General features: G+C 39.8%; 17 protein-coding genes and 3 pseudogenes. 8 read left to right on the forward strand and 12 right to left on the reverse strand.

From position 1 onward, the window contains the following. Nucleotides 1-17: 17 nt before the first annotated feature. From ACZ48L_RS04210 to ACZ48L_RS04220, 3 genes are all read left to right on the forward strand, one after another. Nucleotides 18-2,498 carry an outer membrane beta-barrel family protein gene (locus tag ACZ48L_RS04210; protein ID WP_025791860.1) on the forward strand — a complete coding sequence of 827 codons (2,481 nt, stop codon included), beginning with the start codon at nucleotides 18-20 and terminating at the stop codon, nucleotides 2,496-2,498. A 397-nt stretch (nucleotides 2,499-2,895) separates the two neighbouring features. Beyond that, complete coding sequence (locus tag ACZ48L_RS04215; protein ID WP_025791859.1) at nucleotides 2,896-5,493, forward strand: transglutaminase-like domain-containing protein; 2,598 nt, start codon at nucleotides 2,896-2,898, stop codon at nucleotides 5,491-5,493. A gap of 149 nt (nucleotides 5,494-5,642) precedes the next feature. Continuing rightward, entirely contained in the window at nucleotides 5,643-6,401 is a 759-nt protein-coding gene (locus ACZ48L_RS04220) for a copper homeostasis protein CutC (RefSeq protein ID WP_025791858.1), read from the forward strand. Nucleotides 6,402-6,598: 197 nt separating this feature from the next. On the opposite strand, the pseudogene ACZ48L_RS04225 reads toward ACZ48L_RS04220, so the two are convergent. After that, nucleotides 6,599-6,694 (reverse strand): annotated as a pseudogene (locus ACZ48L_RS04225) (pyridoxamine 5'-phosphate oxidase); the annotation flags it as partial. A gap of 272 nt (nucleotides 6,695-6,966) precedes the next feature. Here ACZ48L_RS04225 and ACZ48L_RS04230 point away from each other — a divergent pair. The 4 genes and pseudogenes from ACZ48L_RS04230 to ACZ48L_RS04245 all read left to right on the forward strand — a co-directional run bounded on the left by ACZ48L_RS04230 (nucleotide 6,967) and on the right by ACZ48L_RS04245 (nucleotide 9,759). After that, complete coding sequence (locus ACZ48L_RS04230; protein ID WP_025791856.1) at nucleotides 6,967-7,308, forward strand: hypothetical protein; 342 nt, start codon at nucleotides 6,967-6,969, stop codon at nucleotides 7,306-7,308. 1,212 nt (nucleotides 7,309-8,520) lie between these two features. Next, nucleotides 8,521-8,985 (forward strand): hypothetical protein, encoded by a 465-nt coding sequence (locus ACZ48L_RS04235; RefSeq protein WP_242401719.1) that lies wholly within the window; start codon nucleotides 8,521-8,523, stop codon nucleotides 8,983-8,985. A gap of 37 nt (nucleotides 8,986-9,022) precedes the next feature. Next, nucleotides 9,023-9,115, forward strand: a pseudogene (locus tag ACZ48L_RS04240) (IS982 family transposase); the annotation flags it as partial. Between the two features lie 89 nt (nucleotides 9,116-9,204). Next, a complete protein-coding gene (locus ACZ48L_RS04245) occupies nucleotides 9,205-9,759 on the forward strand; it encodes a hypothetical protein (RefSeq protein ID WP_025791853.1) in 555 nt (184 codons plus the stop codon). Nucleotides 9,760-10,961: 1,202 nt separating this feature from the next. Here ACZ48L_RS04245 and recA read toward each other — a convergent pair. The 10 genes and pseudogenes from recA to alaS form a co-directional block, all read right to left on the reverse strand. Beyond that, nucleotides 10,962-11,981, reverse strand: a complete 1,020-nt coding sequence (recA, locus tag ACZ48L_RS04250) for a recombinase RecA (RefSeq protein ID WP_008824069.1) — start codon at nucleotides 11,979-11,981, stop codon at nucleotides 10,962-10,964. Between the two features lie 34 nt (nucleotides 11,982-12,015). After that, the gene (locus ACZ48L_RS04255; protein WP_025791851.1) at nucleotides 12,016-12,336 is read right to left on the reverse strand and encodes a TfoX/Sxy family protein; all 321 of its coding nucleotides are present in this window, start codon (nucleotides 12,334-12,336) and stop codon (nucleotides 12,016-12,018) included. 4 nt (nucleotides 12,337-12,340) lie between these two features. Then, nucleotides 12,341-13,564: a saccharopine dehydrogenase family protein gene (locus tag ACZ48L_RS04260; protein ID WP_314695404.1), complete on the reverse strand. Its 1,224-nt coding sequence runs from the start codon at nucleotides 13,562-13,564 to the stop codon at nucleotides 12,341-12,343. Nucleotides 13,565-13,666: 102 nt separating this feature from the next. Further along, nucleotides 13,667-14,086, reverse strand: a pseudogene (locus ACZ48L_RS04265) (endonuclease domain-containing protein); the annotation flags it as partial. Nucleotides 14,087-14,246: 160 nt separating this feature from the next. After that, on the reverse strand, nucleotides 14,247-14,894 hold the full coding sequence (locus ACZ48L_RS04270) for a DUF6621 family protein (protein WP_025791849.1): 648 nt from the start codon (nucleotides 14,892-14,894) through the stop codon (nucleotides 14,247-14,249). A 96-nt stretch (nucleotides 14,895-14,990) separates the two neighbouring features. Then, nucleotides 14,991-15,461 carry a DUF1648 domain-containing protein gene (locus ACZ48L_RS04275; RefSeq protein ID WP_008824065.1) on the reverse strand — a complete coding sequence of 157 codons (471 nt, stop codon included), beginning with the start codon at nucleotides 15,459-15,461 and terminating at the stop codon, nucleotides 14,991-14,993. Nucleotides 15,462-15,854: 393 nt separating this feature from the next. After that, nucleotides 15,855-16,808: a tetratricopeptide repeat protein gene (locus ACZ48L_RS04280; RefSeq protein WP_025791847.1), complete on the reverse strand. Its 954-nt coding sequence runs from the start codon at nucleotides 16,806-16,808 to the stop codon at nucleotides 15,855-15,857. 106 nt (nucleotides 16,809-16,914) lie between these two features. Continuing rightward, nucleotides 16,915-18,348, reverse strand: a complete 1,434-nt coding sequence (locus ACZ48L_RS04285; protein ID WP_025791846.1) for a M56 family metallopeptidase — start codon at nucleotides 18,346-18,348, stop codon at nucleotides 16,915-16,917. Nucleotides 18,349-18,420: 72 nt separating this feature from the next. Beyond that, the gene (locus ACZ48L_RS04290; RefSeq protein WP_025791845.1) at nucleotides 18,421-18,783 is read right to left on the reverse strand and encodes a BlaI/MecI/CopY family transcriptional regulator; all 363 of its coding nucleotides are present in this window, start codon (nucleotides 18,781-18,783) and stop codon (nucleotides 18,421-18,423) included. Nucleotides 18,784-19,073: 290 nt separating this feature from the next. Next, entirely contained in the window at nucleotides 19,074-21,740 is a 2,667-nt protein-coding gene (gene alaS, locus ACZ48L_RS04295) for an alanine--tRNA ligase (RefSeq protein WP_025791844.1), read from the reverse strand. Nucleotides 21,741-21,918: 178 nt separating this feature from the next. On the opposite strand from alaS, the gene ACZ48L_RS04300 reads away from it, so the two are divergent. Then, entirely contained in the window at nucleotides 21,919-22,257 is a 339-nt protein-coding gene (locus ACZ48L_RS04300; RefSeq protein ID WP_008824059.1) for a MerR family transcriptional regulator, read from the forward strand. A gap of 509 nt (nucleotides 22,258-22,766) precedes the next feature. On the opposite strand, the gene ACZ48L_RS04305 is transcribed toward ACZ48L_RS04300, so the two are convergent. Beyond that, nucleotides 22,767-23,642: a hypothetical protein gene (locus ACZ48L_RS04305; protein WP_148295442.1), complete on the reverse strand. Its 876-nt coding sequence runs from the start codon at nucleotides 23,640-23,642 to the stop codon at nucleotides 22,767-22,769. Nucleotides 23,643-23,898 lie beyond the last annotated feature (256 nt).

Consider the following 23,898-nt stretch of genomic DNA (forward strand, 5'->3'; position numbering starts at 1 on the left):
ATCAATTTACAAAAATCATGAAACATAATAAGATTATCATTGCCCTTGGACTCATGATGGCTGCCATAACAGCACATGGGCAGACGTCAGTCGTATCAGGAGAGTTGCTCGACTCACTGACACATGAGGGTGAACCCTATGCGACAATACGTGTCTATAAGGGGAAGAAGAGTGAGAAACCCGTTGCAATGTCAACCACTGATATGAAGGGAAAGTTCTCTCAGACTGTGACAGGACAAGGAGATTACCTCGTTGTTTTCAGTTCTATGGGACGCAAGGAGATTACACGTAAGGTGAAACTGACGGCTGCTGGTGGCTCCATCAACCTCGGGACTCTCCTTGTTCAGGATGATACAAAGCAACTGCAGGGTGTGGAAGTCGTAGCACAAAAGCCACTTGTGAAGATGGAAACAGATAAGATGACGTATGATGTACAGGCTGATAACGATGCAAAGTCGAACACTGTACTTGACATGTTACGCAAAGTACCGATGGTAACAGTGGATGGACAGGATAATATCACCGTCAACGGACAAAGCTCTTTCAAGGTATATGTGGATGGAAAACCAAACATTATGTTCTCTTCCAACCCCTCTCAGATATTCAAATCAATGCCAGCATCAGCGGTAAAGAACATTGAAGTGATTACGAATCCTGGTGCTAAATATGATGCAGAAGGTGTTGGTGGCGTACTGAACATTGTTATGAATCATGCTGATGGGCAGGGAAAAATCAATATGAATGGGTTTAATGGCAACATTAGTGTCACTGCCAGCAATATGGGTTGGCGTCCATCAGCCTTTCTGAGTGGGCAACAAGGAAAGCTAACATACAGTGCCAATGTCATGTTTAACCAAGGAAAGAGCAGCGGAACAGAAACAGAGATGACACGTACTGCCTCTGACGGCTCACAGATGAAGTATTACCAGAAAGGGAATACACACATGAACTTCACCATGGCAGAGTTCAGTCTGGGATATGAACTTGACTCTATGAGCAACATTGGGGCGTCACTGGGCTTCACAGGGTTTACAATGAAGAATGACGGACATCCTACAACGACTTTCATTGGTGGTGCATACGGCTCTACAGGGTTCTCTTATGGCAATGAAATGACGATGGAGAACGTCAACAAGTCATTCAATGGGAGCATTGATTACCAACGTTTCTTCAATAAAGAACGTACCAGTAGTCTAACTCTGAGTTATCTATTCTCAACCTCTCCGGCTGAAAATAATAACAGAAGGACTTATGACCCTTTGCCTACAGGTATCCCACTGACGCTTTCCGACCTCTATTCGCATGCTGATACACGGGGAACTGAACACACAGCGCAGGCTGATTTCACTACACCTGTGGGGAAAGGACAGACACTAAGTACTGGATTGAAATACATATCACGCCGTAACATGTCCGATTCTAAGTTCTATGACATCATTGGTGGGAACGAAGTATATAATGCAACGAACAGTGTGAACTATACAAATACGCAGAACGTTCTTGCAGAATATGCTGAATATAGCGCCACAATGGGGAAACTCGGAGCAAAAGCAGGCTTACGTTACGAATATACCTGGGAGAAAGTGGAGAATGAACAGAACCCTTCTGCCAACTTCAAGAAGAACTATGGCAATCTGGTTCCTTCTGCAAGCCTTACGTATAACATCTCTGCCGGGACAAACTTGGGCGTTAACTACACCATGCGCATCAGTCGCCCAGGTATCAGTTTCCTAAATCCATACGTGGATAGGTCGAACCCTACGGTGTTAAGTTATGGTAACCCAGACCTTGCAGTGGAGAAAAGCCACAACATTAGCTTGGTTTTCAATTCCTTTACACCTAAGTTCATGATTAATTTAACCCTCGGTGAGAACTTTGCTAACAACCAGATTGAACAGTATTCTTACTTCAGTCATGGCGTATTGAACACGACATACGATAATATTGTCCGTAGTAGATGGACTCAATTCAGCACTTTCATGAACTATGCCATGACGAAGAATACCCGAATCATGCTCAATGCTGGACTTGATTATGGAGACATACGCTCAGAAAGATTGCAGGAATACAACCATGGATGGCAGGCTTCGGCTTTCCTTGGACTGCAGCAGACACTTCCATGGGAACTGAAATGGAGTGTTTTCGTTGGAGGAATGACGAAGAAATATACGCTTCAAGGCTATGGAGGGGGCTTCAATATGTTCAACACGACGCTATCAAAGACATTGCTCAAGGACAAGTTAGACATCAGTCTGATGTATTTCGTCCCATTGACAGGCAAGATAAGCATCAAACAGTATAGCCGGGGAGCTGACTTTGAGAATCATATGAACATCAGAATTCCTGTACATCAGATTGCCTTAACACTGAAATGGAATTTCGGTAACACGAAGAAAACATTCCAAGACCATAAGAGCAAGATATCAAATGACTTCCAAGAGAAGAATGATAATCAGCAAATGAACGGCATGGGAATGGGAACTGGAAGTGGAATGTAACATCTCAACAGGAAGAACACAGCATATAAAAACCATGAAGGAGGGAGATTTTCAAAACAATCTCTCTCCTTATTTTTTACTTTCAGCAGAGCTTTAAAGAATTAAAGGTAGAGGAATTTCACAAAAGAGGACAACCTTCTCTTCCAAAAGGGTTAACGTTTTTGGGTAAAAAGGTCAACCCTTTTTGAGAAAAAGGTCTACCTTCCTTCAGAAAATCCCTTATCATCTGACTACAATCAACTTGATATATTCTGCTTTACATAGGATGATTTACCTTTTAAATACTTGTTAAATACTTGCATAATCCAATATTTTTCACGAATATTGCAAATGGAAAACGTTACAGCCAACAAGCCAAACGTTATAAATCACATTTCTAATAGCTAAAAACAAATCTATGAAGAGAAACCTACTAATCCTACTGATTGCCCTTATCAGTCTCTCAACTCATGCACAACACTTCATCACTGACACTGCATATAGACAGAAAGTGGAACAAGCATGGAAGGAGAAGATGAATACTGTAGGATGGAAATTCTGGCAGACAAAAGGTGAAAAGCCAACGAATGAAGAAGAGGAAGCACTCAAATTCCTGTATGCTTACATGCCTATTGCCGACATAACCGACTACACCAAAGCTTATCATCTTAACAATGTGCGCACTGCTTTACGCACCAGAAAGGAGATGCCATGGGGCAATAAAGTTCCAGAACTACTCTTCCGGCACTTCGTTCTGCCCATGCGCGTGAACAATGAACCATTAGACAGCTCCCGCACCATATTCTATCGCGAACTGAAAGAGCGTGTAAAAGGGCTCTCAATGAAGGATGCTATACTTGAAGTAAACCATTGGTGTCACGAAAAAGTAACCTATGAACCCTCCGATTCACGCACCTCTTCCCCACTCCAGTCTATCCGCACAGGACGTGGAAGATGTGGTGAGGAAAGTACATTCACAGTAAGTGCACTACGTGCCATCGGTATTCCAGCCCGTCAGGTATACACGCCCCGCTGGGCACACACGGACGACAATCACGCATGGGTGGAAGCATGGGCTGACGGAAAATGGTATTTCTTTGGAGCGTGTGAGCCCGAACCTGTTCTGAACTTAGGATGGTTCAATGCACCAGCATCACGTGCCATGCTCATGCATACACGTGCTTTCGGTGACTACCAAGGACCTGAGGAAGTAATGCTACGGACGAACAACTTCACAGAAATCAACCTTATAGACAACTATGGAAGTGCAGCACGTGTTGACTTCAAGGTGATTGACATGGAAGGGAAACCCGTTGATGACGCTAAAGTAGAGTTCAAGATATATAATTATGCCGAGTTTGTGACTGCAGTTTCCAAATATACCGATCGTCAAGGAGACACCTTCCTCTCTGCAGGTAAGGGAGATATGATTGTATGGGCATCCAAAGATGGTCGCTTCGGATACACGAAAGTGTCATTCGGGAAAGATAAAAACGTTACCATTCAGCTTGCTTATGACGAGAAACATACACCAAAGGAGCAGGACCTCGACATTATCCCACCAACTGAAAACGCAATAATCCCCACGGTAACCAGTGCACAGAAAGCAGAAAACAACAAGCGACTGGCACAAGAGGACGCCTTACGGAATGCCTACATAGCAACCTTCCCAACCGAAGAGAGTATGAAAAACTATCGTATCCCAGCCGCTATACCTTATATAATAAAGGCACGTGGGAACTGGAGAACCATCCAAACATTCGTAGAAAAGCACGAAGGAAACATTGATCGTGCTCTGAAGCTGCTCTCTACGTTAACCGATAAGGACCTACGGGATATGCCGATGGACATATTAGAAGACAATATGAACGCCACAAGCAACGAGGTATCACCCCGTGTGGAGTATGAGATGATCCTTAAACCTTATAAGAAATTCTTCGCAAAAGTATTCCGAAAAGATGCACAGAAGTTCCGCAATGACCCTTCACTACTCGTGGATTGGGTTAAAAAGAACATTAAGCTGAACCCTGACACACGAGCTATGCAGATTCCACAGACACCTATCAGTGTGTGGGAAAGCCGCATAACAGATGACAGGGGTAGAGACATCTTCTTCGTAGACGTGGCTCGCAGTCTGGGAATTGAAGCCCAGAAAGACCTCGTGACATGGAAGTTACAATATAAGAAAGGGAAAGATTGGGTAGACGTAGACTTCGACACATCCGTACAGGAAGCTGCCAAGACTGGGAAACTGATATTGGATTATTCTCCAACAGAGTACTTGGATGACCCTAAATATTACACACATTTCACGATAAGCAAGATCGTTTACGGGCGTACATGGATAATGAACTTTGAAGAAGGGCAACTTGATATGGGAGGAGGAGCAACCTGGGCCAACACCTTTAAGAAGGGTGCCACACTCGACGAGGGTACTTATCTACTAGTTACAGGTCAACGAATGGCTGATGGAAGTGTCATGGCACACACACAGTTCTTTACCATTGAACCTGGAAAGACAACCCGACAAAAGCTCGATGTAAGACAGGAATCGGAAGGAATAAAGGTCATCGGAAGCTTCAACAGTGAAAACCTAATAGAAAAAGATGGTAAAGAAGTATCCATCCTCAGCCAGACTGGTCGTGGGTATTATGTCTTGGGTGTATTGGGGATGGGACAAGAGCCAACCAATCATGCACTGCATGACATAGCAAAGATGAAAGAGAAACTCGACAAATGGGGACGACCAATGGTCTTGCTCTTTACCAACCAGGCTGAGAAAGACAAGTTTGAAACACAAAAGGGAGAGTTTGGGAACCTGCTGAAGAATACCATCTTCGGTATTGACAAGGACGGAACGGTGGTAAAAGAGATTGCTAAAGAGATGAAACTACGTAATCCTAACCAGTTACCAATCTTCATTATCGCTGACACCTTCAACCGTGTTGTCTTCCTTTCACAAGGATATACCATCGGATTGGGTGAGCAATTGGTGAAAGTAAGTAGCAAATTGTAAGATCAAACATTCTCAAGAATGTTTTATGAGTAGATAAGTTGGCATGTAAATAAACTGATTGTGGTATAATATATTCTAATAAGAGTAATCACTCCCCCATCCCTTTGGAAAAGGATTGGGGGATGATACCTCTTCCAATCCCTTACTACATGAACAAAGAAAACTATGAATTTGAAGTCTGTGCAAACAGTGTTGAAAGCTGTATTGCCGCAGAAAGAGCTGGCGCCAACCGTGTAGAACTCTGTATGGGGATACCAGAAGGCGGTACAACTCCTTCCTATGGAGAGATAAAGATGGCACGAGAGGTTTTGAAAAGAACACACCTTCATGTCATTATCCGTAACCGGGGAGGTGACTTTCTCTATTCTCCTGAAGAACTTCAGCGTATGACTTACGACATAGACATGTGCAGAGAGCTGGGAGTTGATGGGGTGGTCTTCGGTTGTCTAACGGCAGATGGGAGGATTGATCACAATGCAAACAAGACTTTAATGGCACATACTGGCACGATGAATGTTACCTTTCATCGCGCCTTCGACCGTTGCTCACATCCTGAACAAGCAATAGATGAAATCTTAGAGCTCGGTTTTAACAGGATACTTACCTCTGGTCAACAGCCCACAGCTGCACAAGGAATACCTCTGTTACGCCGATTGAAAGAGCTATCAGCAGGGAAAATAGACATTATGGCTGGCTGCGGAGTGAACGAAGAGAACATTGCTAAAATCCAGAAAGAGACAAAGATTACTTCTTTCCACTTCTCTGCACGTGAGCCACAACCAAGTAAAATGAAGTTCTTTAATAATAACGTCTACATGGGGAACAACGATGTATGCGAAGATATGATCATGGTTAGCTCCGAAAGAAGGATAAGAGAAACCATGAAAGCCTTGTCAATCAATACGTAGTGATTAGCATAGAGATGTTAATAACCTAATTGATTTTAGTTAAAAAACCACTTGTCTTCGGAATTTTTACAACCAATTATTTCCATATTAAATGGAAAGAAGCTACACTTGCACCCGCATAAAGAGGAACAATAGTATCTTTCTAAAAAAACGAAAAGATTATATTTCCTAATATTTAGGCGTAATTATTCATTACAAGTATTCACGATTAAAGACTGAAGGGTAACAAAACCTTCGCTGCTGTTTGTGTAATTCGAAAGAATTTCCGAAATTTGTAATTGTGTAAGTTCCATTGTTTCTTTATTTTAATGTTTCCAAATACAAAGATAAGACAAATATGGACTTACACACTTTTTTAAGATAGTACCGATGTGAATTCATTTGATAATTACAGGGGGTTAGGAATATTGAATACTTTATCTATAGGAAATTTAGGCTTTTCGTACGGTAGTAGTGCTGCACAAGGCAAAAATGAATATTACGAAACTAATTTATCAAGATCATATGGGGTGGGGTTTAATGTCAATCCTGTACGAGTTGATATGTCAAGGGGAGGAGGACATACATGGATACCGTTTTTTTAAGGAGATATATCTTATGGGGAGGGCTATGCCTCATTCTTTTCCTCGTGTTTACAAATAATGATAAACTAAATAATTCACGTTATAATGAAGATGTTAAAGAGCAATATTATAAGATAAAAGTTCTGGACCTAAAAAAAGTACGCGAATATTATATAAAAGGTATTGATGAAAAGGGACATCTTATTAACATAGTAATTTCTCCCAAATGGGATTTACATATGATAGAAATAGGAGATAGTTTGATAAAAGAAAGAAATAGTTATAAAATAAAAGTAATAAAAAAACATAGGACTATAATCCTTATCCCAGAATTACCATTATAGAGATAATTAAGTTATCTCTAAATAATTTTAAAGTGAAACATGTTCTATTTAAGTAAAATAAAAAAAGAACGCTAATTTGAAGAAATATATTGGATTTTTGGGTAATACTATTTTCTTTATCAGTAGTTTCATATCTTTGTTCAGATTTTATTATGGGACATTGTGAATTTCAAATATACTTTATATGGAACTCTTGGCTACCGATTAGACTTCACAATTTGCATTCATGTCTCTAAGTTTTCTAGTGAAAGCATGAAGAAGTAAACTCGTTTATCTACTTACGAGTGCAAACGTTTGAAGTTTATACAACTGATGTCTACAAATAAGATATTATTATTATCAAAAGAATGAATTTAGGAATTACATTATCTCTCTAAAACCCTAACATAGTTTTTGTTTTTAGTTGCTGTCACTTTTAACACTTTGCGTAGACGATTTGTTATCAATGCATTGTAATGTGTAAAATGGTGACAGGAGTGACAGGAAAGTTAAAGGCACTCCCTCTTTATGGTTTGAACCTATGAACGGCTGCAGGTACAAATTAAAATGAAATACATCAGCTTTGTGTTTAGATTCTACCAAAGGGCATTGCATAGCTATTACTGCTTTTCTTCTTTGTACGGATACATTTACAAAATAATGTTGTATATTTGCCTTAGAAATATACATGACATAGGAGTCTGCGGACATTAGGTCTTACGGTGGAGGAGATGTCGTGGTGTCGGAGAACTAGGTCTCTTTGTGCTGTGATGGAGAGTCACAGTAGGGGTAGTTGTCGTTTGTGATGTCTTAAATACTTTAGGCTCTAAAGCTCTAGTTTATGAACAAATAATTCCAACAAGTAATTTTGGGACATTCACATCATTTACAACACGAAATAGAATTATCATTCCTGCTTCAATGCAACATTACCTTAATGTACAATCTAGGCATAAAAATAGTGTAGTTAAAAGGAGTAGTCACTGATGAAGATAAAAAGAAAAATTATAGTTACACAGATCGTATTATCTGTTTTGCTTTTGGGTGTAATATGCTATGAGTATATAGATAGTAGTATCAGTTACAAATATGAAATACAAGAATTTAGTTATTCCACAAAGTGGATAAACATTTCTGTCGCTGAGAACTATCTTACATCAAAGATTTGTTTGTTAAAGTTCTTTGCTTTCTATGTATGTTTGAATGTCATATTATGGATTTACTATCTCACGAATGGGAATCAAAATAAAAGAAGTTAAAATGAGAAGACATATTAGTCTTATAACTATATTTATAGGGGTTCTGATAATTTTTTATGAAACTAGACACTTCTATAAGATAGGAGATAGAACTTTAACCGTTTGGAAGACGAATAGTGGATGTTTTGTCATACCATATTCGTATTATGGGATTCTTCCACCTCAGAAGAATTATCTCAAACTATCTAATATTGGTACTGCCTATATCTTTCTAGTGCCTAAAGATAGCTTATATATATTTGTAGAACCATATAGTGATGGATACAGTGAATTAAGTAACCATATGTATAGTTCTAAACTGATCACTTATTCAGCAGCAACTTCGAGTGCGCTAAAACAGAGTAAATTATGGGTAGATTCTTTTGAGAAATACAAGAAACTATATCCTTTTATTTCTGTAGAGGCAAGATATATGGACATATTGATAAAGGAGAAATAACTCTAATATTTTCTGAGATATACTTATAGCTCAATGATTCACGCTACATCTCTTTTGCAAGGATTTTGCTAAAGTAATAATATTCTGCCTTACAGGAGCTAATGTTGATGACAGGGGAAGTAGAGTTTGGGTATGGGAAGAAAATAGACTTCGTAAATCTCATGTTTTCAGATTGATGCATGGTATCCATCAAATCTATATGATTAAACGGTAGTTTATATGAGAAAGATAGTTTGTTTATTGGTTGCAATAGTATTTTTCTCTTGTGATCGTCAGTATGATAACTTTAAGATCACAGGAATAAATATGCACACAGTCACTTTTAACGATTCCATTAGATCAAAGAAGAGATATTTTTTGATAGACTTTACCACCGTATTATGTCATCCAAAATCTACCCTTTTTGGTGGAGGAGTTGAACCTGGGCTAAAGGGAATTGACGAGAATATCAAATCCATTGATATTTATACACGTAATGGTAAGACTATTTCCTCCCATTTTAAGGGGTGGAACTCGAATTTGGAAGGTACAATTTCAGACGGAAGAGGTGACTATTCTTATTTATCTTCTTCAAATATTGCAGAGCTCGTTAAGTCTATAAATGATCGTGATAGACAGGGTATTGGAGAACGGATAAAATTCAGACGTCTCTTTTATACGAATTCAGAAGAGACGCCATACAAGATTGTCATAAGATTTGAGAACCGAGAAATTACTGCAAAGGTCATAAATGATGAAGAAGATTATAAGGTGATTAGTACAGCACATCCTTAATTTATAATCCGCTAATAGGTTCTCAACTATCAAACTATAATTGTGTGTATGAACAGATTAGACGCTCAGAAGAATCATTGATAGGAATGCACAGTTTCATCTTATGGAACTTCCCTTATCCTATCAAGTTAGAAATAATAAATGATAAGGCGCTAAAAGAACTCTCATTAGACGAAGGATACTTCTTATGATTAGGTGGTTTAGAAAATACAAAAACATGACATCTAACCACAATAGGATAGAATAATATCGTTGTCCACTAAATCTTTTTATTAGATATAATTTAAGGCAGAATCCCTATTAAGGGATTCTGCCTTTTGGTTCTCTTTGTTTCAATGTAAAGAACGCCTAGAATCATGAGGAAAGATACATATTTCTTCGGACACAGTCTTTGGTATTATATGGTTTATTATTACTCTAAACCCCAAGTTAGTTTTTGTTTTTAGTTGCTGTCACTTTTAACATTTCGTATAAGCGACTTGTTATCAATGTGTTGTGATGTGGGGAGGAGTGACAGAAGTGACAGGAAAATTGAAAAACAGGTGTTTTTATGATGTTCGACTAACTATGCAGAGGGAGAGATACTTGCTTGTTATGAAAAGAAAAAGGGCATAAGAAAGGTTGTAATAAAGATTCATAAATTGAAAATAGTAGGTGAGCTTTGATACGGTAAAAGATGCCCTTTTGCATGGTAAAAGATGCTCTTTTGAGGTGTGAAAGACGCCCTTTTGCAGCGTAAAAGGGTACCTTTTGGAACAGCATTTGTAAGTCTTTGATAGAGAATGGTATACAAGTCTGAATACTGTGCATTTCTTTTGATTTTGTGGACACGCAGCTTCATTTCTCTGTAAACATATTTCTGCTTAGTTCGTAATGGTGCGGTGGTATGCGTCGGGACAGATAAGTTTACAAGGATCTTCGCTGGGGCGTTTTACCACAAACAGGCGTATCTTATATCAGTCGCCCTTTCCCACCCAAGGACAAAAGCCTACCGTATACCATTCCTGATTTTGCTGTCATTTCTATCACTCTTCTTTTGCTTTTAATCTACTGAATATAAACCCATTACCCGAAGTGTTAAAAGTGACAGCAACTAAAAACAAAACTTTATTAACGTGAGTTCGACGAATGACAAGAGGGTATGCCACGATTGGCATACCCTCTTACCGTTTATATCATTAGAGCTATCTCCGATGAACGTTTTACTTCGTCTCTGCAGCTATTGCCTGCTTGATTAAGCCCTCTATTTCTTCAGCTAATTCAGGGTTATCTTTGAGCATTGTCTTGGTTGCATCACGTCCCTGTGCCAGTTTTGTTCCGTTATAACTGAACCAACTTCCACTCTTCTGAATGATGTTATACTGAACACCAAGGTCAACGAGCTCACCAATCTTTGAAATTCCCTCACCAAAGGTTATCTCAAACTCTGCCTTACGGAATGGTGGAGCAACCTTATTCTTCACAATCTTCACGCGAACCTGGTTACCGATAACCTGATCACCATCTTTAATAGCAGTCACACGACGGATGTCAAGACGTACAGAAGCATAGAACTTCAAGGCATTACCACCCGTTGTTGTCTCTGGATTACCAAACATTACACCGATTTTTTCACGCAACTGGTTGATAAAGATACAACAGGTATTGGTTTTTGAGATGGTTGACGTGAGCTTACGCAGAGCTTGGCTCATCAGTCTTGCCTGTAGACCGACAGCTGAATCACCCATATCACCTTCTATTTCTTTCTTCGGAGTAAGTGCTGCAACAGAGTCGATCACAAGGATGTCGATAGCTGAAGAGCGTATCAACTGGTCAGCAATCTCCAACGCTTGCTCACCGTTATCAGGCTGAGAGATCCAGAGATTATCAACATCTACACCAAGTTTTTCAGAATAGAAGCGGTCAAAAGCATGCTCTGCATCAATGAAAGCAGCTATACCACCTTGCTTCTGAGCCTCTGCAATGGCATGAATGGCAAGCGTAGTCTTACCAGATGACTCAGGACCATAGATCTCTATGATTCTACCACGTGGATAACCACCAACGCCGAGTGCAGTATCAAGAGCCACACTACCTGTAGGAATTACCTCTACATTCTCTATCTGTTCATCGCCCATACGCATGATGGACCCTTTACCAAAGTCTTTTTCTATCTTAGACATTGCTGCCTGCAAGGCTTTCAATTTGCCTTCAGCTGCTGATGTTGTCTCTTCTTTTGTCATATAACTATTATCTTGTTTTCTGATTGATATACTATTATTTATTCTTCTTTCTACTCTTTGGATAAGGTAAGACCTCAACTAAGGTCTTAACAACTCTAACTGCAAAATCAGACCTTGAAACATCTAAAACATAGTGTTCCTTAGCTCCTTTATATGGGAAGCCACGTTCAGCAGATTGCATCATTGACTTAATTGCCTCGTGTTCCTTGACGTAAGGTATATTGTCACAAACTAAGACGACAGGCTTCTCGTCAACATAAATCATGTATTCGCCAAACATCTTCCTGTATCTTACAGTCCCTGCAGTAGCTATCTGACTACTAACAAATTCTATAAAATCCAAAGAGCAAGCCATCTTCTTATAATTCTAAGTCTCCTCCAAACTCCTCATGCCAAGGAAGTCCCTGCTTGTTGAGCACCTCCAAGAATGGATCTGGGTCGAAGTCTTCTACATTCCATACACCTGGCTTACGCCAAAGTCCCTTGAAGAACATCATTGCACCAGCCATTGCAGGTACACCAGTAGTATAGCTGACACCCTGCATACCAGTTTCATTATAGGCATCCTGGTGCTTACAGTTATTATAAATGTAATAAGTCTGCTCCTTACCGTCCTTGATACCACGGATACGGCAGCCAATAGAAGTCTCGCCATCATAGTTTTCACCTAGATCCTGTGGGTTAGGCAGTACTGCTTTGAGGAACTGTAAAGGAACAATCTTCACCTTAGTAGTCTTACCAGAACCATCAGCTAACGGTGCTTCATACTCTATTTCGTCAATACGACTCATGCCAAGGTTCTGAATACAGTCGAGATAAGTAAGATACTGCTTACCGAATGTCATCCAAAAACGTGCACGCTTAATAGTTGGATAGTTCTTAACCAATGATTCCAACTCCTCATGATGCATCAGATAAGAGTCACGTGGACCAATATTTGGATAGGTCAAATCCTGATGTACTGCCAATGGTTCTGTCTCAGTCCACTTACCATTCTCATAGTAAAGACCCTTCTGGGTAATCTCACGGATGTTAATTTCAGGATTGAAATTCGTTGCAAAAGCCTTATGATGGTTACCTGCATTACAGTCAACAATGTCAAGATAGTGAATCTCATCAAAGTGATGTTTGGCTGCATATGCCGTATAAGCCTGTGATACTCCTGGGTCAAAGCCACAGCCGAGGATAGCTGTCAGTCCAGCTTTCTCGAACTTATCCTTATAAGCCCATTGCCAACTGTACTCGAAATGAGCCTCATCTTTTGGTTCATAGTTAGCTGTATCTAAATAGTTACAACCGCAAGCCAGACAAGCATCCATGATTGTCAGGTCTTGATAAGGCAAAGCAAGATTGATAACTAACTCTGGTTTGAAATCATTGAAGAGTGCCTTCAACTGCTCAACATCGTCTGCATCAACCTGTGCAGTCTTGATATCAGCCTTATAACCCTTATCATGAATAGCCTTAACTAACTCATCACATTTCTCCTTACGACGGCTGGCTATCATAAAATCTGTAAACACGTCCTGGTTCTGGACAATCTTAAAAGCAGCTACAGTAGCAACGCCTCCTGCGCCAATCATTAACACTCGTCCAGCCTCCCCAAGCCCCTCCGAAGGAGGGGTTGTCTGATTACCACCGCCTACTGCAGTCGTCTTACTTCTCAGTTCTTCCATCTTTTCTATTATTTTATATTTTACTTGTTCTATATTTGCTAATATTTCCTGATTCGTAAACCGGAGTAAACTGAATCCTTTACCTATCAGGAAATCATTTCTAACACTGTCTGCAGCTTTCTGTTCCTCTGTAAAATGATACTTTCCATCAGCTTCTATAATCAATTTTAGCGGCAAACAGACGAAATCTACTATATAATCATAGATAACAAACTGTCTTCTGAACCGAAATCCCAACTGTTTCTTTCTAACAGTCTCCCACAAAATTGACTCTGCCTCAGTGGGAAATCTCCTCATTCTCTTTGCTTCCTCTTCCAATATTCGATAAAGGAAAGGATCAGCATGATGGTAACCAGGAGGGGAAGTCTCCCCACACTCCTCTAAGGAAGAGGGTGTTTGATTGCTATCATGGGATGCTTTCGTATTCATAATGACCTATGTCTTCTTCCATTACCTTTACCTCTTCATTTTCCAAAGGAACAATATAAGGCTCTATTTACTAAGCATATACTTTCCTTTGGAGGGATTCTAAGGAGGCTTTTATACTGCTAAGTATATCCCCTTCTTAGATGATTTGGGGGAATGTTTCCTATTCCGCTAGGTAAACATCCCCTCCTTCGGAGGGGCTTGGGGAGGCTTCTATTCCGTTAATCCCCATTGCATGCATTATCGAATACCCCAAAATTGCTTGCTTGAAGTTGCCACCTTCTATCGGTTGCATGGCAAACAATGTGATGTGCTTTAGCTCATCATCCACGTCCCTGAGGGTTGAACGAATACTATTCAGCAGCGAAGCATCCTCTGCATTCGGCACAATCATGATACGTTTAACCTCTTCATGATTGCAAAGTGTCTTAAGAAGGTCGAGCAATACTGCTTCCTTCGCGGTATGTTCATCACCAGTTGCTATACTATTGATGATAAACTCTCCGAAGTGACCATCTCTAAACGCCTGTCCATTGAGTTCTTTTTCATAATCAGAAGGAGCAAAATTCTCCAACTTCAGATTCTTTTTATCGTGCAGAAGAACCACTTGCGTTTCGTGATCCCCTGGTTTCAGCCGACCGTCAAGCGCTACATCCACTGCCCACTGACTGAAATCAGCTGCAGGGATACGCCGATCTAACATGCGCTCAAAGTTCACGATAATGTCGAAAGCTACATGATCAATATAATCACCATCTGCAATGATGATGTTTTCACTCCATTTAATGTTCTGTGCTTCTTGTGCGTTCATAGCCACAAAGATACATTAAATCAGGCAAAAGGCAAAATAAACAGATTGATTTTTGGTGTTTTTACCCACTCAATAAGTGACGTTCTCATCCCCTCATCAGCGAACCATACTGCCGTCTTCAGTATGTCCAGACTTATGAGACATATAAATACAAATGATTGCCACTAAGATAACAATCGCAAAAGGGATCATAGTACACATCCTAAACAAGCCTGCTGAGCACGCTGTTACATACAAAATCGCCAAGAGTAACAATGGGGTTATTATCCGAATAACCTTTGCATGTTTACTGTTATACTGTTCCGTACGCATCAATGCCCTCAAAGAACCTCTGTCACTGGGAGTCTTCTCTTTGGCTATCATCATTAGGAAAATAACAAACGAGATGATAGGAAGCGTAAGGATCAAGTATTTAGGACCATAACTGTCCACATCACCAGACAGATTCCAATGGAGAATAATCTGATCGGGACCACTTAATGCACACATCAAGGCTATAATTGAGGTGACAACAACGATTGCTGTCGAGATGATTCTGCTTATCATGTTACGACTGTTTATAAACATTTAGGTTTTTATAAAGTAGATTGAATACCACCAGAAATAACGATTTCTTAATGATCTCTACGCTACAAAGATATAAATAATAAACAAAAAGGACAAGTTTTAGATAAAAAAAGTAACATGCGAAAGGATGTGAAGAAACATAGGTGAGCAGGTATTAGCAATGATAAAATGATCTTACATTACCAAATACACCAGGAAGACCAAAACAGAGGATGGTCATCTTTTTCGCACTTTGTAGTATCCAGATTATCAAACAGTTACAAAGGGGCTTGTAAAAGGGCATCTTTTACAATGCAAAAGGGCACCTTTTACACATCAAAAGGGCATCTTTTACAATGCAAAAGACGCCCTTTTAGAATGCAATAGATGCCCTATTAAAAACCAACTATGAATTTATTTCACAAAAGAAGCACCAATTCGTTTCCCCAAAACCTTTCGTTTTTCAGCCAAGTCATTATCATCCACGTAAGCTAAAGCATATCCCCAATAGAGATAAGCCTCCTTAAAGTTCTTCTGACAGAGCCTTGACTCCCCCATATTCTTATATATTGTGAACATAAGTGACTTATCGGGTTCATAGAGTTCTGCTGCCTTTTTCAAATGTAAGACAGCATCCTCATAACGCCCAAGTTGGGTCTCCGCCACTCCTAATCTATATAATCCCACAGCCATCTTAGGCTTCATCTTCACAGCTTTGGCAAAGTAATACACGGCAGAATCAAGTCTCTCCATATATGCAAAAGCTCCTGCTGTGTAATAAAGTGAATTATAAGTCGTGTCACCAACGGCAAAAACTCTTCTATAAGTGTTGATACACTGCTCGAATTTACGCTCCATGAAATACACTTCTCCCAAGGCACGATTCACTTCTGTATTGAAAGAATCTGTTTTGCAATAGTCTTCTCCATAATAGATTGCCATATCTGAATGATCATAATCAGGACTTACAAGAACATTCATGAGGTCGGCTACTATATGACTATCCCTTGGAAAGGTTCTCACTAATGTCATCCCGTAGAACACCTGATGGGCAACATCGCCTATAGCACCCAAAGAATAATACAGTTCACGGAACGAATCATGGGTTAAACTGTCCGTTGATACAGTCTTAAGAAGACCAATACATTGCTTATATGATGCACGAAAGTAATAACAACTGGCGATTTTCATCTTGATTATATTGTCATTACGTTGCTTCTGTGCCTGCTTATAGAATGACAAAGCATTATAATAATCATACACTTTCATACAACTGTCGCCCCGGTCAAGCGACCTTTGATAACTCTGTGCTGCCACATGCAAGGGAACTATGAATAAGATCAGAAGGAACAGAAAGAGCTTTCGCATAGTACAAAATACATTTAAAGTTAACAAATCACCATACATTTAAGACAGGATTTCCATGAGGCGATCAGCTTTACAGCCCAGTCTCATGGAAACCAAGTTATAAATCTTATTGCAATTTAAAGCGAACAGGTATAGTATAGTACACCGAAACAGCCTTTCCCTTGTTCTTTCCAGGGTTCCATCTTGGCATTACAGAGACAACACGCAGCGCTTCCTTATCAAGTGAAGGAGATATTGAGCGTACGATAACAGGATCCTTTACCTCACCATTGGCGGTGATGATGTATTTCACTATTACTGTTCCTTGTTCACCATTGCTTGCTGCTTCAACAGGATACTTTATGTTTTCTGCCAGCCATGATAGCAAATTCCCTTTGAAAGTAGGCATTTCTTCAGAAACAGTATAGACTACCTGCTTCCCTTTCTTTTGCGTTTGATCAGTCAGTTCATCTTCTGGCGACTCCACAAAGGACTCGTCATCCGTCACAGCTGACGGTTCATTCTCCTTCACCTGTGGTACAACAGTCTCCTTCTCTACCGTCTCTTTCTCTATAGAAGAAGGCATATCATTGCTCACAACCTTTATAGATTTTTCTTCCAGAGTCGTCAATGGTTTAGTGACTTGCCTTTCAACTCTGACTATTGGTACTTCTCTGTCATTCGCAGCAGCTGCAATCTCACGCGCAATAATCTCAACATTACTCACAACAAGCAGCATGACTGCCATTGGAATACAGAGTACATACTTTGCTTTCGCAACTCCTTTGGTTCGTTTTTTATTCATCATCTTAATACGTTTCTTAAGAGGTAAAACATTAAAATTATTTGAAATTGTAGCTACATTCTTTCTATAAGCCAACCCTAACAGGTGGTATTGGTATTCCTTACTATCAAGACCACTCGTCAAGACACTGTTATCCGCAAGGAATTCAAGGTTTAATCTCACTTCTCGTTTCAGTAACCAGACAAATGGATTTATCCAAAAAGCAATGGAAAACAGCTCCGTAATAAGAATATCAAGGGAATGATATTGTCGACAATGAAGCAATTCATGTGTGATAATTTCGTCTAATTCCTTTGGGTTATGCCTCTTTGGGTCCATAAAAATCCAACTGAAGAATGAGAATGGACCTTCTCCTTGATCTAATAAATAAACCTTTTCGCCACACACTTCTTCTGTTTTACATCTGCGTCTTAGCATAAATATGGAAAACAACTGCCACAAAAAGCGTAAAAACAATAGTGAAGCTACCACACAATAAGCTATTGTAACGATAGCTTCCCAATTCTGTAATGTGCCATTATTGGGTGTTATAGTCACTACAGGAAGTACAACGTTGGCATATTCATTAGCCACAGAGGACATTTCCACGCTCTTATTCAACCAATAAGAACAGTTTAAGCCTGGCACTAAGAGGGCAACAACATACAGTCCCAACAGTGAAATCCTTCTCCAAGAGAAAAAAGTATCATTCGAAAATACTAGCTTATAAAAAGCAAATAGGATGATAAATGCTATATTTAACTTCAAAAAATACATGGCTCTGTATGTTATATTTTAGGTAAATAATATCGGTTTGTTCTGTAGGAGTTCTCCCTTCACCTGATAAGCTTAGTCGTTGCCGCTTTCTATCTCATTGATAATTTCTTTCAAATCTTCAGGAGAGAGATCCTCTTCTTTCGCAAAAAATGAAACCATCTCACGGAAAGAATTCTTAAAGTAATTACCAACAAAACTACGCATGAAATCAGATTTATATTCAGACTGGGCTATCCGTGGCGAAAAATGATACGTAAGACCGTGCTGTTCTGCATTCAAATAACCCTTTCGCTTTAGATTATTCATCACAGAAGCTATCGTTGTATAAGGCGGACGGGGCTCATCCAACTGCTGAAGGATCTCTTTTGTGGTACAACTACCCAACTTCCATACATGCAACATTACTTCTTCTTCTTGCTTAGTCAGTTTTTCCATCATCAAAATACGTTTCTATTATTCTGCTGCAAACTTACGATTAATTCGTAACAAAGTCAAGTTCACAACGTTAAAGATTACTAACAAAGAAACTTTTTAGGCTAAAACTCAGATTAATACGAATTATTAGTAACCACTAAAGACAAGATAAAAAAGCTGTTTTACACTATGAATATAAGGGAATAGACAGACGACTCATTCTCCATTGAGCCCATAAATACGAAGAATAAAAAATAGAGGATACTCCAAAACAGGAATATCCTCTATTTGTCCGATATATAATAATGTGATTATAAGCCGAGCAATTCCACTACTTTTTCAACTGCCGCATTGATACCATCAGCATCTTTACCACCAGCTTGTGCGTAGTGTGGCTGACCACCACCACCACCTTTGATAAGCTTAGCAGCCTCACGGATGATTTTACCAGCATTGAGATCGTGATTCTTTACCATATCATCACTGAGCATGATAGACAGTAAAGGACGATTTTCATATACTGATCCCAGTACACAAACCAAGTTCTCTGGTAATGCTTCACGCACCTTGAAAACAATATCCTTAGCTGAAGCAGGATCAACTGGCAATACTGCCTTAACGACATGTACACCATTCATCGTCTCAGCACGCTCTACCAAGGACTTAGCAGCACGGTCAAGAGCCTGTGCACGGAAGCGCTCTACCTCCTTCTTCATGGCATCGTTCTCCTCAACAAACTTGGTGAGAACAGCCTTAAGATCCTTAGCATTGTTGAACATTGCCTTCAAATCACGCAGCGTATCTTCGAGTGCATAGATTGCATTCTCGCATGTTTCACCTGTCATAGCTTCTATTCGGCGTACTCCAGCAGCCACACTGCTCTCTCCAACAATCTTGAAGAAACCGATACGACCTGTTGATTTCGCGTGGATACCACCACAAAACTCACAACTTGGACCGAAGCGAACAACACGAACCTTATCGCCATACTTCTCACCGAAGAGGGCTACAGCACCCATCTTCTTTGCTTCTTCCATAGGTGTGTCACGGTGTTCGTCCATAGGAAAATCAGCACGAATCATTCCGTTAACAAGTCTCTCCACTTGGCGAAGTTCCTCATCGGTGATCTTCTGGAAGTGAGAAACGTCAAAACGGAGCGTGTCTGGACTAACGTAAGAACCTTTTTGCTCTGCATGATCACCAAGAACCTGTTTCAAAGCATAGTCCAACAGGTGAGTCGCAGTGTGATTAGCAGCAGATGCATCACGCTTCTCTACATCCACACAAGCCATAAAGTCGGCTTCAACATTCTTTGGTAATTCCTTTACTATATGGATACTTTGATTGTTTTCACGCTTAGTATCGATGACATTGATGGTCTCATCCTCGCTAACAAGTACACCTTGGTCGCCAACCTGGCCACCCATCTCTCCATAGAATGGTGTGTAGTCAAGAACAAGCTCGTAGAAACTATTCTTCTTCTGTGTCACTTTACGATAACGGAGGATGTGACATTCATACTCGGTATAGTCGTAACCAACGAACTCCTGTTCGCCTTCACGCAGCACTTCCCAGTCACCATTCTCAACGACAGCAGCATTACGGGCACGCGCTTTCTGTTGTGCCATCTCCTCATTGAACTGCTTTTCATCAACGGTATAGCCATTCTCTCCACAGATAAGTTCTGTCAAATCGAGTGGGAAACCATAGGTGTCAAACAGACGGAAAGCCTCTTTACCATCCAACTCGGTCTTACCGTGTGCCTTCAACTCGTCCATAGCACCACTCAACAGGCTAATACCCTTATCCAAAGTACGGAGGAAAGAGTCTTCCTCTTCCTTCATCACACGTGCAATCAGCTCACGTTGTGCAGTCAATTCGGGGTAAGCGACACCCATCTCATGCACCAAAACATTGATCAGCTTGTACATAAAGGCTTCTTTCTGACCGAGGAACGTATAAGCATAACGCACGGCACGACGAAGGATACGACGGATAACATAACCTGCTTTGACATTGCTTGGCAACTGACCGTCAGCAATGGAGAATGCAACAGCACGCAGATGATCGGCAACAACACGCATAGCGATATCTACCTTCTGCTCTTCATTGATGCCTTCACCGTTAGGACCTTCTGGGAAAGTGTGGTTGTATTTCTTTCCTGATAAGCGCTCAATCTCCTCAATTACAGGTGTGAAGATATCGGTATCATAGTTTGAATTCTTGCCTTGCATCAAACGAACCAGACGTTCAAAACCCATACCCGTATCAATTACATGCATCTTCAGAGGTTCAAGACTGCCATCAGCCTTACGGTTGAACTGCATGAATACGATGTTCCATATCTCAATTACCTGTGGATGATCCTTGTTTACAAGCTCCTCTCCAGATACCTTTGCCTTCTCTTCATCAGAACGGAAGTCAATATGAATCTCTGAACATGGACCACAAGGACCTGTATCGCCCATCTCCCAGAAGTTATCATGCTTGTTACCATTAACAATATGATTCTTGGGGAAGTGCTTCTCCCAGTAGCTGGCAGCCTCATCATCACGTGAGATACCTTCTGCCTTGTCGCCTTCAAAGACTGTTACGTAAAGGTCCTTAGGGTCAAGATGCAACACATCAACAAGGTACTCATAAGCATAATCAATAGCTCCTTCCTTGAAATAGTCGCCAAAACTCCAGTTACCCAACATTTCAAACATTGTGTGATGGCTAAGTGCTGCATCACGCCCCACCTCTTCCAAGTCGTTATGTTTACCACTTACACGCAAGCATTTCTGTGAGTCCGTACGACGGCGTGGCTCTGGTTCCTTTGTTCCAAGAATAATATCTTTCCACTGGTTCATACCAGCATTAGTAAACATCAGCGTAGGGTCGTCCTTGATAACCATTGGGGCAGACGGTACGATAACATGTCCTTTCGACTCAAAGAACTTCAAATAAGAGTCGCGGATTTCGTTTGCTGTCATCATCTTTATTTTATATTTAATTCAATTTTTCTACCTAAAAGTGTTGCAAAGATACTGACTTTTGAGTATTTTTGCAAACAATTAAGCTGATGAATATGGAAAAACTTCGCTTTGAAGTAAACTACTAAATAGCATATAGCAGCTGATTTGTGTAAATAATTGATTTAAAAGAAACTAAGACATGGCAGAGAATCCACATAAATTGTATTATTCAATAAAAGAAGTAGCGCAACAAATAAACGTTACGGAGAGTCTGCTAAGGTATTGGGAAACGGAATTTCCACACCTCCGCCCTAAGACTACGGGCAACCGTGTACGACAGTATACGGAGAAGGATATTGAACAGATAAAAGTCATCTATAATCTTGTCAAAGTACGTGGCTTCAAGATTGCTGCTGCACGCAAGATGATCCAGGAAAACCGTAAGGGTGCTGACAAGAGCCAGAAGGTAATGGAATCACTCATTTCAGTACGTGATCAACTACAAGAACTCAAGAAACAACTTGACAGTTTGGTATAAAAAGGCTCTTATCATACTGAGCTTTTTTCATGCTTAGTACAGGTCCTCACAGCCTGTTTATCTCCTACCCTTTTTTATTTTTGGTTGCTATCACTTTTTGCACATAGTGTAAAAAGCACATATTAGGCTACTTATGATAGCAAAACTAGTGGCGCAAGTGAATTTTAAAATAATATTAGGTATTAAGATTCTCTATAATTCTATATTATAAAGCTCATAAAATACTTTTATCATAGAAACTATAGGAAATAGAAATAAAAGATTAACTTTAGAGTATTTGAAGCCGCCACACTTCCCATAGGACAGCGCACCAGGGAGGGATTTTTCATTATATACCCATGAAAAGTTCAAACAGAAATCTCTGCAGAACTATAATCTATACAGTAAGACAATACTCATACATCAGTAAGTTGTATTGCACCTTCTATTCTAGAATATAATTTTGCAGAGATTTCAGAATAATTACACAACAATGTTTATACCTATCATTCTAAATGATTATTCCTATATCATTTGTCTTGATTGAGTGTAACGGTTGTTATTATGGTCTCGTTTCTTTCTTTTTCAGTTTCGCTTAATATCAACTGATTGTTGGTAAAGTCAGCTGTGATTGCACTTTTAGAAGAGAGATCTACCTTTTCTTCAGAGAATCCTATTAATTTTTCTTCAACATTAAGCCAATTCCAATAATTTAATATGTTCTCTTTTGGATCTTTATAGGCTATGAAATATGTCCCAGCATGGGTGAAAGTAATGGTCTTTGGGAATTCCTCCTCAGCCAAGCCTAGTTGTACCTCTTTGGTATTTTTAAGTTTATCTGACTTCTCAAACCTATCTATCGCCTTTCTAAGTGCATTGCTGAGTTCTGCGCTTGATGATGAAGTTCCATCAAACACTGTTTGACCATCATACTTTACTACAATGTGCATCTTTATAAATCTCCACGTACGACAGAGATAATCTGTAGCTTGACCAGAGGGTATTGGTGTAACCTTCGTAGCAGAAAGTTGTACCTGTCGTCCATTTACATTTAGGAGTAAAGAATAGGAATTACCAGCTTTAGTAATGGTTAATTCGCCTAATTCTTGTAAAACATATACATTATTATTCTTTGAGAAATGCCCTGTTATATACAAGTCGTCAGAATCTGTATTACTTGGTGAAGCCCCTTTCATGACAATGATATAACGGCCAGCTTCTGTTAGCTCTACTGCTTTGTAAGCGGAACTGGCATCTGTTATTTCATACTTTGCAGCATCCATTGTATAAGATGGCGTTTCAATGGGAGATGGCTTCTGCTCATCAGGGTCAGAATTATCACATGCAGTGAACGATAGTCCACATAAAAGCAACATAGTTGCAAACAAAATGCTTTTAAGTCTCATAATAATATTTTTCTGTTAATAATAGTTGGTCAATAGCTAATGTGTTTCTTCAAGAGAAACTAATTGTTAACAAAGATATGCACGATTTTCTGTTTCTCATCTTCACTTCATCTTAAATAACCTTAATTGCGAGATTATCCTCTAACAACATTCAATGGAAGGTGGAGAAAGTAGAAAGACTGTGCTAATGTACATAAGAAATTATTGGATCACCAGTGAAAGAGCAGGAGTGTATAAACAACCAACCCCCCTCTCC

The organism is Prevotella histicola, assembly GCF_055385135.1.

Coding starts and splice junctions, on each gene's coding strand:
- ACZ48L_RS04210 (WP_025791860.1), top strand. CDS start 18: ATGAAACATAATAAGATTATCATTGCCCTTGGACTCATGATGGCTGCC.
- ACZ48L_RS04215 (WP_025791859.1), top strand. CDS start 2,896: ATGAAGAGAAACCTACTAATCCTACTGATTGCCCTTATCAGTCTCTCA.
- ACZ48L_RS04220 (WP_025791858.1), top strand. CDS start 5,643: ATGAACAAAGAAAACTATGAATTTGAAGTCTGTGCAAACAGTGTTGAA.
- ACZ48L_RS04230 (WP_025791856.1), top strand. CDS start 6,967: ATGGATACCGTTTTTTTAAGGAGATATATCTTATGGGGAGGGCTATGC.
- ACZ48L_RS04235 (WP_242401719.1), top strand. CDS start 8,521: ATGGGAATCAAAATAAAAGAAGTTAAAATGAGAAGACATATTAGTCTT.
- ACZ48L_RS04245 (WP_025791853.1), top strand. CDS start 9,205: ATGAGAAAGATAGTTTGTTTATTGGTTGCAATAGTATTTTTCTCTTGT.
- recA (WP_008824069.1), bottom strand. CDS start 11,981: ATGACAAAAGAAGAGACAACATCAGCAGCTGAAGGCAAATTGAAAGCC.
- ACZ48L_RS04255 (WP_025791851.1), bottom strand. CDS start 12,336: ATGGCTTGCTCTTTGGATTTTATAGAATTTGTTAGTAGTCAGATAGCT.
- ACZ48L_RS04260 (WP_314695404.1), bottom strand. CDS start 13,564: ATGATTGGCGCAGGAGGCGTTGCTACTGTAGCTGCTTTTAAGATTGTC.
- ACZ48L_RS04270 (WP_025791849.1), bottom strand. CDS start 14,894: ATGAACGCACAAGAAGCACAGAACATTAAATGGAGTGAAAACATCATC.
- ACZ48L_RS04275 (WP_008824065.1), bottom strand. CDS start 15,461: ATGTTTATAAACAGTCGTAACATGATAAGCAGAATCATCTCGACAGCA.
- ACZ48L_RS04280 (WP_025791847.1), bottom strand. CDS start 16,808: ATGCGAAAGCTCTTTCTGTTCCTTCTGATCTTATTCATAGTTCCCTTG.
- ACZ48L_RS04285 (WP_025791846.1), bottom strand. CDS start 18,348: ATGTATTTTTTGAAGTTAAATATAGCATTTATCATCCTATTTGCTTTT.
- ACZ48L_RS04290 (WP_025791845.1), bottom strand. CDS start 18,783: ATGGAAAAACTGACTAAGCAAGAAGAAGAAGTAATGTTGCATGTATGG.
- alaS (WP_025791844.1), bottom strand. CDS start 21,740: ATGATGACAGCAAACGAAATCCGCGACTCTTATTTGAAGTTCTTTGAG.
- ACZ48L_RS04300 (WP_008824059.1), top strand. CDS start 21,919: ATGGCAGAGAATCCACATAAATTGTATTATTCAATAAAAGAAGTAGCG.
- ACZ48L_RS04305 (WP_148295442.1), bottom strand. CDS start 23,642: ATGAGACTTAAAAGCATTTTGTTTGCAACTATGTTGCTTTTATGTGGA.